15 protein-coding genes are annotated in these 16,033 nt (G+C 59.2%); all 15 read right to left on the reverse strand.

Annotated features, from left to right (window positions below; genetic code table 11):
* Positions 1–5 precede the first annotated feature (5 nt).
* The 15 genes from CPter91_RS18345 to CPter91_RS18415 all read right to left on the reverse strand — a co-directional run bounded on the left by CPter91_RS18345 (position 6) and on the right by CPter91_RS18415 (position 16,031).
* Positions 6–983: a GDP-mannose 4,6-dehydratase gene (locus CPter91_RS18345; RefSeq protein ID WP_061942696.1), complete on the reverse strand. Its 978-nt coding sequence runs from the start codon at positions 981–983 to the stop codon at positions 6–8.
* A 41-nt stretch (positions 984–1,024) separates the two neighbouring features.
* On the reverse strand, positions 1,025–1,957 hold the full coding sequence (locus CPter91_RS18350) for a GDP-mannose 4,6-dehydratase (RefSeq protein ID WP_061942698.1): 933 nt from the start codon (positions 1,955–1,957) through the stop codon (positions 1,025–1,027).
* A 53-nt stretch (positions 1,958–2,010) separates the two neighbouring features.
* Positions 2,011–2,862 carry a class I SAM-dependent methyltransferase gene (locus CPter91_RS18355; RefSeq protein WP_236905853.1) on the reverse strand — a complete coding sequence of 284 codons (852 nt, stop codon included), beginning with the start codon at positions 2,860–2,862 and terminating at the stop codon, positions 2,011–2,013.
* Positions 2,863–2,898: 36 nt separating this feature from the next.
* Positions 2,899–4,041, reverse strand: coding sequence for an acyltransferase family protein (locus CPter91_RS18360; protein WP_061942701.1), 1,143 nt, complete (start codon positions 4,039–4,041; stop codon positions 2,899–2,901).
* 20 nt (positions 4,042–4,061) lie between these two features.
* The gene (locus CPter91_RS18365; RefSeq protein WP_082792984.1) at positions 4,062–4,967 is read right to left on the reverse strand and encodes a class I SAM-dependent methyltransferase; all 906 of its coding nucleotides are present in this window, start codon (positions 4,965–4,967) and stop codon (positions 4,062–4,064) included.
* Positions 4,964–6,289 (reverse strand): glycosyltransferase, encoded by a 1,326-nt coding sequence (locus tag CPter91_RS18370; RefSeq protein ID WP_061942703.1) that lies wholly within the window; start codon positions 6,287–6,289, stop codon positions 4,964–4,966. The genes CPter91_RS18365 and CPter91_RS18370 overlap by 4 nt, the downstream gene beginning before the upstream one ends.
* A gap of 66 nt (positions 6,290–6,355) precedes the next feature.
* Positions 6,356–7,969 (reverse strand): glycosyltransferase, encoded by a 1,614-nt coding sequence (locus tag CPter91_RS18375; RefSeq protein WP_061942705.1) that lies wholly within the window; start codon positions 7,967–7,969, stop codon positions 6,356–6,358.
* A gap of 465 nt (positions 7,970–8,434) precedes the next feature.
* The gene (locus CPter91_RS18380; RefSeq protein WP_082792986.1) at positions 8,435–8,905 is read right to left on the reverse strand and encodes a transposase; all 471 of its coding nucleotides are present in this window, start codon (positions 8,903–8,905) and stop codon (positions 8,435–8,437) included.
* A gap of 455 nt (positions 8,906–9,360) precedes the next feature.
* Positions 9,361–10,230 carry a metal ABC transporter substrate-binding protein gene (locus CPter91_RS18385; protein ID WP_061942709.1) on the reverse strand — a complete coding sequence of 290 codons (870 nt, stop codon included), beginning with the start codon at positions 10,228–10,230 and terminating at the stop codon, positions 9,361–9,363.
* 58 nt (positions 10,231–10,288) lie between these two features.
* Entirely contained in the window at positions 10,289–11,179 is an 891-nt protein-coding gene (locus CPter91_RS18390; RefSeq protein ID WP_061942711.1) for a metal ABC transporter permease, read from the reverse strand.
* On the reverse strand, positions 11,176–11,919 hold the full coding sequence (locus CPter91_RS18395; RefSeq protein ID WP_061942713.1) for a metal ABC transporter ATP-binding protein: 744 nt from the start codon (positions 11,917–11,919) through the stop codon (positions 11,176–11,178). The genes CPter91_RS18390 and CPter91_RS18395 overlap by 4 nt, the downstream gene beginning before the upstream one ends.
* Entirely contained in the window at positions 11,916–12,074 is a 159-nt protein-coding gene (locus CPter91_RS27010; RefSeq protein ID WP_167595120.1) for a hypothetical protein, read from the reverse strand. The genes CPter91_RS18395 and CPter91_RS27010 overlap by 4 nt, the downstream gene beginning before the upstream one ends.
* Before the next feature lie 8 nt (positions 12,075–12,082).
* Positions 12,083–13,315: a zinc metallochaperone GTPase ZigA gene (gene zigA, locus CPter91_RS18400; RefSeq protein WP_061942715.1), complete on the reverse strand. Its 1,233-nt coding sequence runs from the start codon at positions 13,313–13,315 to the stop codon at positions 12,083–12,085.
* 325 nt (positions 13,316–13,640) lie between these two features.
* Positions 13,641–14,771, reverse strand: coding sequence for an ABC transporter substrate-binding protein (locus CPter91_RS18405; protein ID WP_061942717.1), 1,131 nt, complete (start codon positions 14,769–14,771; stop codon positions 13,641–13,643).
* A gap of 555 nt (positions 14,772–15,326) precedes the next feature.
* Complete coding sequence (locus tag CPter91_RS18415; protein ID WP_061942721.1) at positions 15,327–16,031, reverse strand: S8 family serine peptidase; 705 nt, start codon at positions 16,029–16,031, stop codon at positions 15,327–15,329.
* Positions 16,032–16,033: the final 2 nt, after the last annotated feature.

Raw genomic sequence — 16,033 nt, forward strand, 5'->3', positions numbered from 1 at the left:
TCCCTTTATTCTTTGGCTGAGACCAGGCGGCGCATGTCGGCGTCGACCATTTGCTGTATCAATTGTTCCAGTCCGGTTTTCGGTTTCCAGCCCAGCTTGCGCTGCGCCTTGGCTGGATTGCCGAGCAAGACATCCACTTCGGCCGGGCGGAACAGCTGCGGATCGATCACCAGGTGATCTTCGTAATTCAGATCGAGATGGGTAAAGGCAATCCGGCACATCTCGCGCACGCTGGTAGTGACGCCGGTGGCGATCACGTAATCTTCAGCCTGCTCTTGCTGCAGCATGAGCCACATCGCTTCCACGTAATCGCCGGCAAATCCCCAGTCGCGCTTGGCGTCGATATTTCCCAGCCGCAGTTCACGCTGCTTGCCGAGCTTGATGCGCGCCGCCGCGTCGGTCACCTTGCGGGTAACGAATTCGATGCCGCGCAAGGGCGATTCATGGTTGAACAAGATACCGCTGGAGGCATGCAGACCAAAGCTTTCACGGTAGTTGACCGTGATCCAGTGACCGTACAGCTTGGCCACGCCATACGGGCTGCGCGGATAAAACGGCGTATTTTCATCCTGGTGCTCAGCCTGGATCAGGCCGAACATTTCGCTGGTGGAGGCTTGGTAGAAACGCGCCGCTGGACAGAACTGGCGAATCGCTTCCAGCATGTGAGTGACGCCCAGGCCATCCACCATCCCGGTCACCACCGGCTGGTTCCAGGAGGTACCGACAAAACTTTGCGCGCCCAGGTTATAGATTTCGTCGGGACGTGCCTGGCATACCGCACGGATGGCGGAAGTGGCATCGGCCAAATCGCCATCAATCATATGCAGCTGCTCCAGGATGCCCAGTTCGCGCAAGCGCCACAGGGTGTCGCTGCTGCGTCTTGCCAGCATGCCGTATACCTTGTAGCCCTTGCCAAGCAGCAGCCTGGCCAGGTAAGCGCCGTCTTGTCCTGTGACGCCGGTAATCAATGCTGTCTTTGTCATTGCCTGTATCTCCGTTGATTCTGTCTTTGATTATTCTTGTGTCACGGCTGCGCTTGCGCCGCCGCTACCCTGGCATCCCAGTCCGCCAGGACGTTCAATAAGGTCTGCTGCATGGCAATGGCCGGCTGCCACGCCGTGGCCTGCGTGATCTTCTGGTTGCTGCCTTTTACCCGGCGCAAGTCGGACGGCCGCAAACGCGCAGGGTCCTGCTCGATCACGGCGTCAGTCTCGGTCAGGTACAACATGCTGGCGATCATGTCGCGAATCAGATATTCCTTGCCCGAGCAGACGTTGTAGGTTTCCCCGTTCTGGCCGTTTTCGAGCAAGGCCAGATAGGCAGAAATGACATCTTCCACATCCAGGAAATCACGGCTGACGTCGACGTCGCCGACCAGTATCCGCGGCTCCTGCAGCTGCAGGCGGATACGCGCCAGCTGGCGGGCGACGCTGGAAATCACGAAGTCTTCGCGCTGTCCCGGGCCGATATGATTGAACGGCCGCGCCACCATGATGCGCCACGGCAGGTTGCAGCTCCACTGGTAGCACAGCAGCTCCGCCGCTGCCTTGCTGACCGCATAAGGATTTTGCGGGCGCGCCGGCTGCTGTTCGTTGATCGGCAACAATTCCGGATCGACGCGGCCGTACACGTCACCCGAACTGACATAGAGAAAAGTGCCGTTGAAGCCGCTGCGCTGCAATGCCTGCAGCAGGTTGAGCGTGCCCTTCAGGTTGACGTCCAGGGTGTGCGCCGGATCGCGGAAGGCCTCCGGGATAAAGGTCTGGCCCGCAAGATGGATCACGGCGTCCGGCCGCGCTAGCTGCAGCACCTGGTCCAGCGCTGCCGGATCCAGAAGATCATAGGCGCTTTCAGCGGTTATCAATTGCCAGCCGCGAGCGGCGACGGCGTGTTCGCGCAAACGCTCAAAGGCAAGGCCGACAAAGCCTGACTGCCCGGTGATAAATAATCGCTTCATATGCAGCCGCTCCTTTCCTGCAGTTGATCACTCAAAGCCATGGCGCGTTTCCATCATGGCTTGCGCGCTACAATGATCTGGCTCTTCGGCATGAAATCGTTCAAGGCCTGCCGCACCGGCTCCCCGTTCGGACTATCCATCAGGAGTTTCCAGGTTTTTGCCCAGCTGTTCAGCAAGGGATGTTGAGGATTGCTCAGATCCACCTTGCAAATCCAAAAAAGCAGCCACCAGACAGACCAATAGAAAGCATAATATTCGTGCCGTTCGACGATCAGACCGGCATCCGTCACCATTTTTTCAAATTGGTCGCGCTCGATAATCCGGATGTGGTTCGGCTTTTCAAAATGCGACGCCGGCGCCACCTTCTTTTGCAAGTGCTCTTGCACCGGATCCGGCACCGACAACAGGTAATGCGCACCCGCTTTGCCAACCCTGACCAGTTCGCCCAGGAACTGCGCAGGATCGTCGACGTGCTCGAGCACCTCCATGCAGATTACTTTGCTGGCGATGCCGTCTTCCAGCAACAAAGGATTGGCATCGCCTACCAGGCCTTGCACTATCCGCGCGGGTGTATCCGCCAGGCGTTGCTTGGCGAATTCGACTTTGCCGGGATCGATGTCCGCCACGATGACATGGGCGCCGCGGTGGCCGCAAAACAAGGAACTGCCGCCGTCGCCGCAACCGGCGTCTAGCACGACGTCCTCCGCGCTGATGACAAAACCGCGGTACAGTTCATCGCTTTCCTGCAGATACCAGCCGCTCGACAGGGCATCGCTCAAACCGACAGGAAAGGAATCGTAGGCAGCCACCGGCGGCGCAGGCAGCGGCACCAGCGCAGCTTCAGCAACCGGCATTACCTGAACAAGCGCATCCTGCCTGGCGATACCGAAAAATCTTTTTATCATGTCTCGCATACTGTTTTTTGCTTCCATCGTTATGATCTATGTCTGCAACTGGAGCCTCGACTGTCCCATCCTGTCGGCGATTCTTTTGCCGCGTGCGCGCAGAGGGGTCTCGATAAATCGGTAGTTCAGTTCGCTGAACAGCACTACCAGAACCGCCGCCGTGAGCGCCAGCCTGACGTTATAAGTATGGTCAAAAATAGTGTCGGTGGGAGCGATCCAGAACCAGATCTGCCGGCTCATGAGATAAGCCGGCATATGGGTCAGGTATAGCGCGTAAGAGCGGCTGCCGACCCACAGCAAGATGTGCTTCAGAGGATTGTCAGGCATCAGGTAATCCGCGTCATAAGATGCAAGCCACACCAGCACAATGGAAATCAGCGCGACGATTCCGACCCAAAAGCGGAATTCCTGGTATTGCGGCGATCCGATCTTCGCCAGGCACACCGCCAGGATCACGAGTGGAATAAAGCCTGCCCATTTCCAGCTTTTCAGAAACACCGGTTCCAGCCGGCGATAGCTGTCGCGCTTGCTCCAGATTGCCAACAGTACCCCTAGCAACAGCGCATCGGAGCGCACCAGCATCAAGAACAAGGAATGGTGGCGGCTAGCAAAGAATTGCAGCACAACCAGCACAATCAGCACCAGCGACAGCCAGCGGCGGCAGATGAACACCAGCAGCGGCAGCAAGAGATAAAACTGTTCTTCCAGCGACAGGCTCCAGTATGGCGTGGTGGGCCCAAGCTCACCGCGGCCGAATTTCAGCATCACGCGAAAATTCATGTAATTCAACAATCCTGCCAGGCTGCCCTCCAGATTCACCTGCAGGGAACTGAAGATCCCCGATTTCTTGAACGCCACCGTCGCCACCAGCAGCAGCGCCAGCCAAAGCCATGCGGTAGGCCAAAGGCGCCAGGCACGCCTGACCCAGAATTTGGCCGCGATCGCGAAAAAAGTCTCCCGGCTGTCGCTGCGATTCAAGCGCGGGATCAGGTCGCGGGCAATCACAAAGCCGGAAATGGCAAAGAACAGATCGACGCCATTCCAGAAGCCGAAATGGGTATAGATGAAAGCAAGCACCTCGCTTGGCTGTCCGAACAGATTGAAGCGCGTATGCTCGAACAAAACGAACAGCACCGCGATTCCGCGTAACAGTTCGATGTCTTTGATGCGATGATTCATATGCCATCGGCTCCGATAATCTATCGACGGTCTGGCTTGCGGGCGATGATCGCCTGGCTCTTGGGCATGACGCTGTCCAGCAACTGCTTGATCTTGGCGCCCTCGGGCAGTGAAATCAATTGATACCAGGTGTTTGCCCATTCATTGAGCAATGGCGAATGCGGCGGCTTGATGTTATCGCGCGTTGCTTCTCCGGCGCCGCCAGCGCCGGCTTCATCGGCCCGATAAAGGCACATCCACATCGACCAGAAAAAGCCGGAGGCATGCCGATGTTCGATTTCCAGGCCGGCATCTGTCACCAGTCTGGCAAACGCTTCACGCTCGAACACATGGATATGGTTCGGCTTCTGGAAGTGCGACGGCGGCGCCAACTGTTTCTGCAACCCCTCGCCGACCGGGTCCGGCACCGTCAGCAAATACAGCGCCCCCGGCTGGCCGACGCGCACCAGTTCGGCCAGCACTTGTGCCGGATCGTCGACGTGCTCCAGCATTTCCATGGCAACAATACGGCTGACACTGCCATCCGCCAGCGGCAGTGGCTGCGTGTCTCCAACCAGCGCTTGATAGCCGCGTGCCGGGCTCTTCGCCACCTTGGCCGATAGCTGCGCCACCTGAACCGCATCGGTATCCGAAAAAATTACATGCGCGCCGCAACGCGCGGCGAACAAGGTCGCCGCGCCCTCGCCACAGCCGACATCGAGCACCACGTCGGCAGGCGCAATCGGAAAACCTTTCAGCAGCTCGCCGCTTGCCGACTGAAACCAGCCGCTTTGCACGTTATCGATAAAGCCGCAGACGCGCGAATCGACCACGCCTTCCGGCGATACCGGCGCCGGCAGCGCTTCTGGCGGATCTTCTTGCAGATTTTCCGGTTCAGCTGCCTTGGCCTTCGGAGGGCGCAGCCAATCGCTAAAAAATTTCATCATGCAATGACCTTTTCCGTTGTATTGCCGATGTCCAGCCTGTGCCTGGCAATGCGGTCAGAAAGAAAGGAATCCAGGCGCTGCTTTACTACGGCGCGCGAACAATGCTGCTGCAAGCTCAGTACCGCATGGTCCGCCATTTGCCAGTACCTTTGCGGATCTTGTTTAGCCACCCGATAGCTATCCTTGTAGGCAGTCAGCAACGTGCCCCAGTCTATGCGGTAGCGCAGGGTGCGGTAAGCCTGGCGCGGGTCGTGCGGCCAGTGGCTGGGCTCCGTGCTGGAATCGAGCACGAAAGCGTTGTCGCGATCGATATAGTCAGCCATCGCGGTATTCACCGGCGCGATAGCCGGCTTGCCGCAGGACATGAATTCCATCAGCGGCAGGCACTGTCCTTCACCATGCGAGGTATTTAATACATAGGTGGTGGCAGACACCAGTTTCTCGTAGTCGGCGTCACTCAGGTAGCCATGGATCAGCAAGATGCGGCACTTGAACGGCGTCAGCTTGTAGACATTTTCCAGCAGATTGTCGATGCCTATGCGGACGTCGTGGTGGGTCAGCTTCAACACCAGCGTGGCGTCTGCGGTATCACGGAACGTCCAGCAAAAGGCGCTGATCATGTCGTACCAGTTCTTGCGGCCATCATACGGATTAAAGACGGAGGTATACACCACGCCGTCGATATGCACCTTGGCCGGCTCACGCCGGGCCAGCGCCGGTGGCCGCACCAGGTTCGGCTTGGGAAAGCGCCGCTGCGGCACGCTGTAGGGAGACAGATCGACCGTACGGCTATCGATGACAGTGCCTTCAACCTGCAGATCGACGCCGTCCGGGTAATTTGCGATCGACAGTTTTTCGCGCAACGTGGAAAAGCGGTCCCATACCGGCGCCGGTATGGATGCCACCGGAAACTCTGGCGTCATTGCCCGCCGCACCGAATCCGCAGTGAATACCGAATGCGTGATGGCGCTGCCCACTTTGTCGAACACATAGCGCCAATCATGGCGCGGCTCGCCGAACCAGACCTCGTTCGGCAGCGTGCTGAATTCCCATGCGAACACCGGAATGGTCGGACAGGCCAGTCCGACTACCGTTTTATGCGGCGGCGAGAATGACAGGAACACGCAGGATTCACCATGCGCGGCAGCGCTGCGGTAAATATCGTCTACTTCGCGCGCCGGATCGGTGACGGTCACGACAATGCCGAGCTGTTCCAGCACCGGGCGGAATTCTTTCAGGACAAAATAATAGCTGTATTCAGGCAAGCCGAGATTGGAAGCAATCGTGCCGGAGTTGGTTTCGGAATAAATAATAATGATCATCTGGCGCCGGCTTTCAGATAAAGCCAAGAACGAAGGGTGCTGCAAGCGCAGCTTGTGGGGATCGCATCATGATTGTTCCTCCACCGCTGCTTGCTGGAAAAATTCGCGCAGCTGTTCCTTGACCACCGCGCCTGCGCTATATGATTGCATGCGCGCGATAGCGTGGCGGCCCATCGCCAGATATTTTTCCGGCTGCTGCTTCGCTATCTGGTAACTCTCCGCATAGCCGTTGCAGATCGACTCCCAATCCAGGCGGTAGCGCAGGGTCCGGAACAGGTCGCGCGGGTCATGCGGCCAGACATTGTGCTCAAGGCTGGATTTGATGATGAAGGCAGCGCCCTCGTCGATGTAGTCTTCCATCGCAGTATGCCGCGGCGCAATGACCGGCCTGCCGCAACTCATGAACTCCATCAGCGGCAAGCACAGGCCTTCGCACAAGGATGTATTGACGTAAAAACTGGTGGCGCCGATCAGTTCTTCATAGGTGGCGTCATCGAGATAGGCATGCAAGGTCAGGACCCGGCACTTGAACGGCGCCAGCTGCGACAGCAGGGTCAGCAGCGTGTTGTGATACAGCGACAGATCGCGCTCGTTCATCTTCAACACCAGCGTCACGTCCTCGACCTCTCGGAAAGTCCAGCAAAATGCCGTCACCATGTCGAACCAGTTCTTGCGGCCATCCTTGGGACTGAGGATGGAGGTATAGACCACCCCTTCCAGAACGACGCTCACTTCAGGTTCTTGCGGCTCCGGCGCAACGGCCGCTGTCGGTGCAACGGCTGCAACCGGCGGCGCTGGCTGCGGTGCTGACGGCGGCAATGGCGGAAGCGTACGGCTTTCGTAGCCGAGGACGGCGCGCGCAACGGTGTTGCCGCCGCGCCCGCCGAGCGCCACCGCGCGCGCCAGCCACAATGGCAACAGATCGCGCAGCGCTTCCCGGTACCAGGTCAGCAGATGGCGTTTGGTCACTGCCAGCCGATAGCGCAAGTTTTTTGCCGGAACGGCAGGCACAGGCGGGGCTGGCGGCGCAACCGGTTCAGGTACTGGTTCCGGCGGCAGTTGCGGCGGCGCCTCGTCCAGTTCTTCTGCTGCTTGCGGAAAAACGACATGCGCGATCAGGCCGTCGGCGGACAAACCCAGCACATGGCTATCGATCACGGTACCGCGCACCTGCAGCCGGCTTTGACCTGGCGGCAGGCTGGATCCAAAGCGCGCACGTGGTTCGGCAAACTGTTCCCACAATGGCGCCGGCACCGCCAGCACCGGAAACCCCGGCCCCATCGCTTCCCGGACAATCCGCGCGGTGTAGCTGGACAAGGTGATCGCTCTGCCGTGGCGGCCAAACACGATGCGCCAGTCGTTGCGCACATCTTCGTCCCAGAGTTCGTCGGGAATGTTGCTGTATTCCCAAGCGAACACCGACACGGTCGGGCAGCGCAGGTCGATCAAGGTTTTGTTGGGAGGGGAAAAGGAAAGGAAAACGCACTCTTCGCCACGCGCGCGGCAGGCGTCGAACAACGGATCGACTTCGGTTTCCGGGTGCCGCACCACGGTCACCGTGCCGAGTTCCTGCAGCACGGTGCGAAAAGCTTTCAAGACAAAGTAGTAGCTGTACTCTGGTAAACCAAGGCTTTTGTTGATTGTGTTTTCGCCAATATCCGAATACAGAATGAAATTCATCAAAATCGTACTTTTAATCGAATGTTAATCGTCCGAATCGCTGTCGCCGCTTACCGCCTTGGCATCTTGTCGTTCCGGACCTGTCTCAGCCTCGTAGCCGGGGCCATTCTTTTTTATGCGGGGGAGAAATGCGGCTGCGGCCGTAGGACGCGCGATCCATATAGTTTCCTGCCAAACACTCCCCTTCGGCGATGATACCTGATCCCGCGCGACGGTAGTCAAATCAGGTAGGGCTTTAGAGAGTGGCCCCTATTCTGCGGCAGCCCGCGGAGGCGCAGTTTTTTTGCCCGATTCATAGGGAAAAAGAGGTGCAGGACTGGGAGACAAGGGGGGATGTTGCGCGGCGTCAAGGGCGATATCGCTTGCCGATATGCGCAGGCCGCCGTCGGCGCAAGGGAGATACCACTTGGCGCCGGCAGCCTGTGGAGTTGCGGCTGCCGGTGGCAAGTGCTGCTTAAAGCCTGATCAGTTGGTCTGGACGTCGTTACTCACCAGCCATACCCACGATGACGACAGGTCGTCGCCGCGCGCCGGCTTGGCATTGCTGCCGCTGGCGGAAGCGAGGGCACGGCCGTAGATTTTCACGTTATCGCGCCGGATCGATCTTTCCGTATTCAAACGTGTGTGCTCATCGCCCAGCACGATAATGGCCTGCAACATCGCCTGCAATTCGTGCTGATCGGCCAGGCTCTCCGCCACACGGCGCCAGACGTCGGCCTTGGTCCAGCGCCGGAAGCGCATGTAACTGGTTCTCCAGCGGCCGAATTCCGGCGCCAGGTTGCTCCATGAGCCGGCTTTCAATGCCACCCACAGCACCGCCTCCATGAACAGGCGATTGTCGCGGCCGCACATGCCCGAATCACCCGGCCGGCCTACCAGCAAAGGCTCCAGCTTCTCCCATTGATCATCTCGAAGAACGCCATTAATTTTCTGCATCTATCTACTCTTTGATTGTTGAACTTGCATCAGGCAGCTTGATTTGTCTTTCGGCAAATCTTTTTTCTTTTGGAAATCGCCGGATCACATTCAATCGGTTACCCCTGTCGCTATGCGCTCACCGTTTTGTTAAGTTCGACGGCAGCATGCAAGCAAAGAGTAAAAGCAAGAGCCTTATGAAACCACTGAAAAATTAGATTTTTAACTATAGTTCACATAAATTAACGATATTTAACCCTAAAATAGGCCGAAATGCACATTCATCATTTCCAAAAGAAAACTAAATGATTTAACTATTTCTTTTGGACAATATTATTTGACGGCTTGCTTTTCAAGAAGAACAGCGGCAATGTTTCACGATTCGGTAATCTGAAGTTGACAATTCACCTCTCAGCAAAGACCTGACAAACGATGAGAGCGAGGGCAACGGACTGTTACCGCCCGCCGCCCCTGCCTCAGGAACGCCGCAAGGAAGCCAGGATCTGGGTGATGTTATAACGCATCATGCGCAGATAGGTCGGCGCCGGCCCGCCTGGCCCGGATAAGGCGTCCGCATACAGCTTGCCGCCCGGCGTCACGCCGGCATCTCGGCTGAGCTGCCGCAGCAGTTGCGGGTTGCTCATGTTCTCGAAAAATACCGCCTTGATATCTTGCTGTTTGATTTGCTGGATCAAAGCAGCGATATCGCGCGCACTGGCGTCACTCTCGGTCGAGATGCCCTGTGCCGCCAGGAAGCGCAGGCCGTAATGCGCAGCGAAGTATTCAAAGGCATCGTGCGAAGTGATCACCGAGCGCTGTCGGTCGGGAAGCACGGCGAATTGCGCCTGCGCCCAACGGTCCAGGTCAACCAGGGCCTGCAGGTAACGCTCGCCGTTGGTCTGGTATTGGCTGCTGCCGGCCGGGTCCAGCTTGCTCAAGGCAGCGACGATGTTGCGGGTATAGATCATCACATTGCTTGGATCCTGCCACGCGTGCGGATCGGGCCGCGTCGCGTGCGCACCGATCCCCGGCCGCTGGCGGGCAGCCACGCCGGCGCTGGCGACCACCAGGCTGCCGCAGTAGCCGGCAGCGCCGGTCAGACGTTCCATCCAGCCCTCGAAACCGAGGCCGTTGATGACCACCAGTTTCGCCCTGGCGATCGCCTTGACATCGGCCGGCGTCGGTTCGAACACATGGGCGTCCTGGTCAGGACCAACCAGCGTCGACACTGCTACCCGCTCGCCGCCGACGACGCCGACGATATCGCCCAGGATGCTGAAGCTGGCGACCACCGGGATTTTTTCCGCCGCCACGGCGCTGCTGCAAATCGCCAGCAAGGCCATCATTAACAATCGACTTACATTTTTCACGATAACTCCTGAAGTTGGGAAATGGGAATGCGCTTCAAGCGCGGTGGCAAGGACGGCGCCACAGCCGCGGCAGACAGCCGCGCGGCGCAATCAGCAGCGACACCAGATAGCAGGCGGCAGCGCAAATAATGATGGTCGGGCCCGACGGCGCGCCGCTGTAATAGGAAAGCAACAGGCCGGCGTAAGCTGCCAGCACCGCCTGCAGGGCGCTGTTCAGCAGCTGTGCGGGCAAAGTGTCGTGCCACAGACGGGCGGAGACTGCCGGCAGCATCATTAGCCCGACCGCCATCAAGGTGCCCAGGGTCTGGAACGAAGCGACCAGGTTCATCACCACCAGCATCAGGAACAGATGCTGGAACAATCCGCCGCGCGCACCGCTTGCAGCCAGGTAAGACGGATCGAAGCTTTCCAGCAGCAGGCCGCGGTAAGCCAATGCGCCCAGCATCAGGCTGAAACTGCTGACGCCGGCTACCAGCAACAGCCCGCTACGGTCTACTCCGAGCACGTTGCCAAACAGGATATGCAGCAAATCCAGCTTGGAGCCGTTCATCGATATCAGCATTACCCCGAGCGCCAGCGCAATCAGGTAGATGGACGCCAGGCTGGCGTCTTCCTTCAGGCCGGTGCTGCGGCTGATACGGGTCGCCACCGCGACCACGGTCACGCCGGCCAGGAAACCGCCGATGCTGAGCGCCGGCAAGGACAAGCCAAACAGGATGAAACCGATCGCCACGCCCGGCAGCACCGCATGGCTGAGTGCATCGCCGAACAGACTCATGCGGCGCAAGGTCAGCAGCACCCCCAGCGGCGCACTGCTGAGCGCCAGCGCCAGGGTGCCGGCCAGGGCGCGGCGCATGAAGGAAAATTCCGCAAACGGCGCCCACGCCAGCTGCTGTGCCGTGTGCAGCCAGGACCACAGCGTCATGCGGCCAGCTCCGGCCAGCGGCCGCCCTCGCTCGCGTTGCTGGCATCCGGCATCTGTCTGGCCCGCTGCAGATTGGCGGCTGCCAGCACCTCGGTGGTCTCGCCCCAGGCCACCAGCTGCCGCGCCAACAACACCGCTTGCGGGAAATGCCGGCGCACCTGCTCATGGTCATGCAACACTGCGACCACAGTGCGCTGCTGCGCATGCCAGCCGTGGATCAGCGCCAGCAGATCTTCTGTGGTCCTGGCGTCGACCGCGTTGAATGGTTCATCCAGCAAGATCACGTCGGCGTCCTGTACCATGATCCGCGCAAACAGCACCCGCTGCAGTTGCCCGGCCGACAAACTGCCGAGGGGACGCTGCTCGAAACCCTGCAAACCGACGGCCCGCAGCGCATCCTGTGCAGCTTCCCTCATCGCCGAGTTAAGGCCGCCCAGGCTGCCCAACCGCTGCCAGAAGCCGAGGCAAACGCAATCCAGCACCGAGATCGGGAAACTGCGGTCGATCTCTGCCTGCTGCGGCAGATAGGCGATCAGCTTGCGCGCCACATGGATCTCTACCTGGCCGCTTTCGACCGGCACCAGGCCCAGCACAGCCTTCAGAAAAGTACTCTTGCCGGCGCCGTTTGGCCCTAGCACCGCGGTCAGCGAGGCATGCGCAAAAACACCGCTGACATGTTGCAGCGCCGCTTGCCGACGATAGGCGACGCTGACGTCGCGCAGCGCAATCACAGGTTTCATCGAGGCTCTCCCGCCAGCGCCCAGCACACACCCAACCACAGCAGCACGCAGGCCGGCAGCACCAGCATCAGCCGCAGCCATGCCGAGCGCGCCAATATGCTCAGGCGCCCGGCCGGAACTGAATCCTGTCCCGCCTGCGCAGGCACTTGCTTCACAGGCAGCGTCATCCCTGATTCCCATCGGGGCTTCTTTGCCAGCCCGGAAACGGATCATCGAGCTTGCGCCAGGCAGCCATGCCGAGACTGGTTTCAGCAGCATCCAGCAAGCAGGTCTGCAGCCTGCGGCGGATCGCCACCTGGTCCATGTCTTGTCCGATGAAGACGATTTCCTGATGGCGATCGCCATACGGCTCGCTCCAGCCGGCCCTGATCTGCGCACGGGTGTGAACATCCTGCGGCCAGCGTTCGGCCGGTACTGCGGCCCACCAGAAACCGACCGGTTCGTGCGTCATCAGCTTGCCGGCGCCCGACATGCTGGCCACCCAATCGGGACGGCTGGCCAGCCAGAAATAGCCCTTGCTGCGGATCACCCCCGACAGCGGCGCTGCCAGGAAATCATGCAGGCGCTGCGGATGGAACGGCTCCGGCGTCCGGTAGACAAAGCTGCTGATGCCGTACTCCGCGCTTTCCGAGCTGCCCCGCCCCTCCAGTTCCTGCGCCCAGCCAGGCATGGCAGAAGCCTGCACCAGATCGAACAGGCCGGTGTCCAGAATGCTGTCCAGCGGAATGTTGGAATGTTGCGCATGGATCAACCGCGCATCCGGGTTGAGCGCCTTGATCACGCCCATGACCTGCTGCAGCTGGGCGGCGTCGACCAGGTCGGTCTTGTTGAGCACGATGACGTTGGCAAATTCGATCTGTTCGGTCAGCAGGTGCACCAGTCGCCGCTGATCACCCTCGCCTGCGGTCTCGCCGCGGTCGGCCAGGAATTCGGCGCTGGAAAAATCCGCCAGCAGGTTGGCGGCGTCGACCACCGTCACCATGGTGTCGATGCGCGCCACATGGTTCAGGCTGTTGCCGTCCTCATCCTCGAAATCGAAGGTGGCGGCGATCGGCATCGGTTCAGAGACGCCGGTGGATTCGATCAGCAGGTAATCAAAGCGCCCCGCCGCCGCCAGCTGCCGCACCTCTTGCAGCAGGTCGTCGCGCAAGGTGCAGCAGATGCAGCCGTTCGACATTTCCACCAGCTTTTCTTCAGTGCGCGAAAGCGCCGCGCCGGCGGCCTCGCTGCCGTCGCGTACCAGCTCGGCATCGATATTGACCTCGCTCATGTCATTGACGATCACCGCCACGCGCTTGCCCTCGCGATTGCGCAATATGTGATTGAGCAAGGTGGTTTTGCCGGCGCCGAGGAAACCTGACAAGACGGTCACAGGAAGTTTTTTTAACTGGTTCATAGCGATCTCTGGAATTGGACAGTGGTTGGACTGCTGGCCGGATGGGCACGGCGCGGACGGCTTCTGCTGGAAGTCTTTTGGCACCGGCGCCGCATTAAACGCAAATGCAAACGAAAATGCAACACAGTTGCATATCGAGATTGTAATGCAACTGTGTTGCATTTGCACGAAACACGTCAAATCAGCCGATTTGAGAAGGTTGCCATTTTAAGAAAAACAGAGAGGACCAGGACGCCACCCAGAACTGGATGGCCGGAATGTGAAGAAAAAGCAGCGCCGCTGCGCGCCCAAGATCAAGTACTCAGGCGCACGGCAGCGCTATCTATCAGTGCAGGAACCGGCCCGATTTCGCCACCATGGTGAGGTCGACGAACTCCGAACCGTTGTGACTACTTGGATTAAAGGTGATGAAATAGCCGCCGGCATCGTAATGGCTGATGGTTTCCAGCGCCCGGATCAGGCTGTCGCGCGACAGGTTGCTGCCGGCACGGCGCAAGCCTTCGACAAACACCTTGGCAGCGATGAAGCCTTCCATGCTGACGTAGTCCCATTGCTTCTTGCCATCCTGCAGATAGTATTTGCGGTATTCCTTGACGATGGCATGCGTCTCGTCCCACGGCGCCGGCATCACCTGCGCGATCTGGACCCCGCTGGCATCCTTGCCAAGCGCGGTCACCAGCTGCTGGCTGCCGACGAACGAGATGTTCCAGAACGAAGGCGGGCTGCCGGCCGCGATCATGGCCTTGATGAAGGCAGCGCTGGAATTGTAGGCGGACACCATGATCACCGTCTGCGGCTTGCTGGCGCGGATCTTGGCGACGGCGTCGCTGACATCAACGCTATTGCGCTCTACCGTACCGAGCCCGGCCACTTCGATGCCGCGCTTCTTCAAGGCCCGGGTCACGCCTTCCAGGCCGGCCTTGCCGTAGGCGTCATTCTGATAAAACACTGCAATCCGTTTCAGCGACAAGGTGGTGATCTGCTGCACGATCTTCTCTGTCTCGGCAAAGTAGCTGGCGCGGATATTGAAGATGTTGCGGTTGAACGGCTCGCGCAGCGATTGCGCGCCGGTGAACGGCGCGAAGAACGGCAGCTTGGCCTTGCTGACTGCCGGAATCGAGGCATTCGAGGTTGGCGTGCCGACATAGCCGAACAGCGCCAGCACCTCATCCTGCTCGATGAACTGTTTGGTGTTGGCTGCGGCGCGCTCCGGCTCGTAGCCGTCGTCCAGAGTCTTCAGGATGATCTTGCGGCCATACACGCCGCCGCTGGCATTGACCTGGTCGAAATAAGCTTGGGCGCCATCATGCATGCCCTTGCCCAGTTCTTTGGCGGGACCGGAAAACGCCGCCGACTGCCCCAGGGTAATGGTGTTGGCAGTAACGCCAGTCTCGGCCTGAGCCGTGACGGCCGCCAGCAGCAGAGACGAGAGGGCAAGTATTTTGTTGAAGCGCATGGGAATTCGATCCTTCACAGGGATTGAGTTGATAGAAATTGCAAGGCCTTGCCGATGTTAGCGCTACCCAAAAACCACGTAAGCCGACATCCGCGATTGCGCGGGTGCAGGGCCCAGCATGGTGAGACGAAATGCGCGCGGGATCAAGAGAAAAAAACTGCCGATGTGCCTGCACACCGGGACCTGGATCGGCAAAAACAAGCTTGCGGTTTGTTGCAATGCAGAAAATTGCGCCAAGTAAAACGCAAAGCGGGTAATGCTGTCAAGCAAGCAGAGCACAAATGCTTCCATAAAGCGTAGAAATCGCCCTCGCTATATTCCACGAGGAATAGCGAAAACCGGCTATTGAATCTGGCGCTGACCGCCCGCGCACAAGCCTGCAATATCCTGTCGCACGAACAACCTTGACATGCAGTAAAAAGGGAGGAGTGGCTGGCTGAACTGCACGCCATGAAAACAGCAGCAGTGCGACCGGTCTTACTGGTCGCCCTGCTGTATCTCCGTTGTCAAAGAAGCGCTTATGCGGCTCGATAGAAATGCATGCTGGAGGCCGCTTTAAAAATTGGCAAATAGCTTCCCGCTGTTGGGAACGCCGATGCCGGTGATATTGTCGTAGCCCGCCACTGCGCTGCAGATGGTGCACGGCGTGCCAAGCAGATTATTGCTGCCGGCAACGATATCGACGAAGCCCGGACTGCTTCCCTGCGTCAGCCTGGTCTGATACAGCAAGCCGTTAAAGCCACCCGGCGTAGCTTTGATCAAGGTCGCCAGAGAACTTCCCTTGTTCGCCAGATACTGTCCGAACAGCGCGCTGATCCCGGCCCAGATCGGGGTACTGGCGCTGGTGCCGCCGCTCATCACCCAGCGTTGCTTATAATAGATGCCCACAGCGCTATGCTGATTGTCCGCTACTGCGGCGACATCCGGTACCGCGCGCATGCCGCCGTTAAGCGCCGCTACATTGGCGCCCATGTACGATGACTGCCAGGTCGGCATGGGGGAGTAATAGCTGTTGCCGCCACCGGAAAATTGCCATGCCACCTCGTTTGAGGCAGCGCCGTTCCAGGCGATAGAATTGATGCGCGTGCCGCCTACCCCGGTGACGTAAGGCGACGATGCCGGATAGCTGGCGCCTGAGGAGCTAAAGCCGCCATCGCCGGCGCTGGCAAAGAAAGCCACCCCTTGATTGCTCTGGAAACCCGACAACAGCGTATCTTCGCTTTGCGCAGTGGCCGGCATCGGAAAACTACTGAAGCTCATTG

Source organism: Collimonas pratensis (genome assembly GCF_001584185.1).
In the GTDB taxonomy this organism is placed as follows: domain Bacteria; phylum Pseudomonadota; class Gammaproteobacteria; order Burkholderiales; family Burkholderiaceae_D; genus Collimonas; species Collimonas pratensis.